Below are 3,051 nucleotides of genomic sequence, written 5' to 3'. Positions count from 1 at the left end.
TTATTTGAACGACACTGAACACTATAAGTTCTGACCGGTTTAACCAATCAGGGTTATAGGATCAAGCCGCACGGGCAATTAGTATCAGTTAGCTTAATGCATTACTGCACTTCCACACCTGACCTATCAACGTCCTGGTCTCGAACGACCCTTCAGGGGAATCAAGTTCCCAGGGATACCTAATCTTCAGACGAGTTTCCCGCTTAGATGCCTTCAGCGGTTATCTCTTCCGTACATAGCTACCCGGCAATGCCATTGGCATGACAACCGGTACACCAGAGGTACGTCCACTCCGGTCCTCTCGTACTAGGAGCAGGCTCCGTCAAGTATCCAACGCCCACGGCAGATAGGGACCAAACTGTCTCACGACGTTTTAAACCCAGCTCACGTACCTCTTTAAATGGCGAACAGCCATACCCTTGGGACCGGCTACAGCCCCAGGATGAGATGAGCCGACATCGAGGTGCCAAACACCGCCGTCGATATGAACTCTTGGGCGGTATCAGCCTGTTATCCCCAGAGTACCTTTTATCCGTTGAGCGATGGCCCTTCCATTCAGAACCACCGGATCACTATGTCCTGCTTTCGCACCTGTTCGACGTGTCAGTCTCACAGTCAAGCACGCTTATGCCATTGCACTATCAGCACGATTTCCGACCGTACCTAGCGTACCTTCGAACTCCTCCGTTACACTTTGGGAGGAGACCGCCCCAGTCAAACTGCCCACCATGCACTGTCCCCGATCCGGGTAACGGACCAAGGTTAGAACCGCAAACAAACCAGGGTGGTATTTCAAGGTTGGCTCCACATGATCTAGCGACCACGCTTCAACGCCTCCCACCTATCCTACACAGGCCGGTTCACAATCCAATGCAAAGCTACAGTAAAGGTTCATGGGGTCTTTCCGTCTAGCCGCGGGTAGATTGCATCATCACAAACACTTCAACTTCGCTGAGTCTCAGGAGGAGACAGTGTGGCCATCGTTACGCCATTCGTGCAGGTCGGAACTTACCCGACAAGGAATTTCGCTACCTTAGGACCGTTATAGTTACGGCCGCCGTTTACCGGGGCTTCGATCAAGAGCTTGCACCCCATCACTTAACCTTCCGGCACCGGGCAGGCGTCACACCCTATACGTCGACTTTCGTCTTAGCAGAGTGCTGTGTTTTTAATAAACAGTCGCAGCCACCGATTCTCTGCGACCCCATCATGCTCAGCGCGCAGGCGCCTCACACTACCGGGGTATACCTTCTCCCGAAGTTACGGTATCAATTTGCCGAGTTCCTTCTCCTGAGTTCTCTCAAGCGCCTTGGAATATTCATCCCGTCCACCTGTGTCGGTTTGCGGTACGGTCTCGTACAGCTGAAGCTTAGAGGCTTTTCTTGGAACCACTTCCAATCACTTCGCGAAACAAGTTCGCTCGCGCCACACCCTTGATTTACGCGCCCGGATTTGCCTAAGCGCCATCTCTAATGCAGCAACAGGGACATCCAACACCCTGATGATCTTCCGCGATCCGTCCCCCCATCGCACTGTACGACGGTACTGGAATATTAACCAGTTTCCCATCAGCTACGCATCTCTGCCTCGCCTTAGGGGCCGACTCACCCTGCGCCGATGAACGTTGCGCAGGAAACCTTGGACTTACGGCGAGGGGGCTTTTCACCCCCTTTATCGCTACTCATGTCAGCATTCGCACTTCTGATACCTCCAGCAGCCTTTACAAGCCACCTTCGCAGGCTTACAGAACGCTCTCCTACCGCGTATACATAAATGTACACACCCGCAGCTTCGGTCTATCGCTTAGCCCCGTTACATCTTCCGCGCAGGACGACTCGATCAGTGAGCTATTACGCTTTCTTTAAAGGATGGCTGCTTCTAAGCCAACCTCCTGACTGTCTATGCCTTCCCACTTCGTTTCCCACTTAGCGATAGTTTGGGACCTTAGCTGGCGGTCTGGGTTGTTTCCCTCTTGAGTCCGGACGTTAGCACCCGGTGCTCTGTCTCCCAAGCTGTACTTCCAGGTATTCGGAGTTTGCCATAGTTTGGTAAGTCGCCATGACCCCCTAGCTATAACAGTGCTCTACCCCCTGGAGTAATACTTGAGGCACTACCTAAATAGTTTTCGGAGAGAACCAGCTATTTCCAGACTTGTTTAGCCTTTCACCCCTATCCACAGCTCATCCCCTAATTTTTCAACATTAGTGGGTTCGGTCCTCCAGCACGTGTTACCGTGCCTTCAACCTGGCCATGGGTAGATCGTCTGGTTTCGGGTCTACACCCAGCGACTGAATCGCCCTATTCGGACTCGCTTTCGCTACGCCTTCCCTATTCGGTTAAGCTTGCCACTGAATGTAAGTCGCTGACCCATTATACAAAAGGTACGCAGTCACCCCACAAGGAGGCTCCTACTGTTTGTATGCACACGGTTTCAGGATCTATTTCACTCCCCTTCCGGGGTTCTTTTCGCCTTTCCCTCACGGTACTGGTTCACTATCGGTCGATTACGAGTATTTAGCCTTGGAGGATGGTCCCCCCATATTCAGACAGGATTTCACGTGTCCCGCCCTACTTCTCTCATACCTAGTTCCACGAATCACATTTCGTCTACAGGGCTATCACCTGCTATGGCCGGAGTTTCCAATCCGTTCAACTATATGAAACGCTAAAATATGAAGGCTGATCCGATTTCGCTCGCCACTACTTTCGGAATCTCGGTTGATTTCTTTTCCTCGAGTTACTGAGATGTTTCAGTTCACCCGGTTCGCTTCAATGACCTATGTATTCAGTCAGAGATAACCCCTTGCGGAGTTGGGTTGCCCCATTCGGAAATCTACGGATCAAAGCTTGTTTGCCAGCTCCCCGTAGCTTATCGCAGGCTACAACGTCCTTCATCGCCTGTAATCGCCAAGGCATCCACCATGTGCACTTAGTCGCTTGATCCTATAACGCTGTTGGCTATATAGGTTAGAACTCTCGTGTTTGTGTCGTTCATCGATGTAGAGGTTAAGTACATCGAAAACAACTTAATGCAATCACAACCCTATTTGT

The 3,051-nt window shown here is 51.4% G+C and carries 1 rRNA gene; it reads right to left on the bottom strand.

The features are described 5' to 3' along the window. Positions 1-57 precede the first annotated feature (57 nt). Positions 58-2,943 (bottom strand): 23S ribosomal RNA (locus EYW45_RS00135). Between the last annotated feature and the right edge of the window lie 108 nt (positions 2,944-3,051).

Origin of the sequence: Schauerella aestuarii, from assembly GCF_009866805.1 — a bacterium.
GTDB classification, from domain to species: Bacteria; Pseudomonadota; Gammaproteobacteria; order Burkholderiales; family Burkholderiaceae_B; genus Schauerella; species Schauerella aestuarii.
Note: the sequence above shows the minus strand (reverse complement) of the source record. Positions and strands in the feature narration are given on the sequence as shown.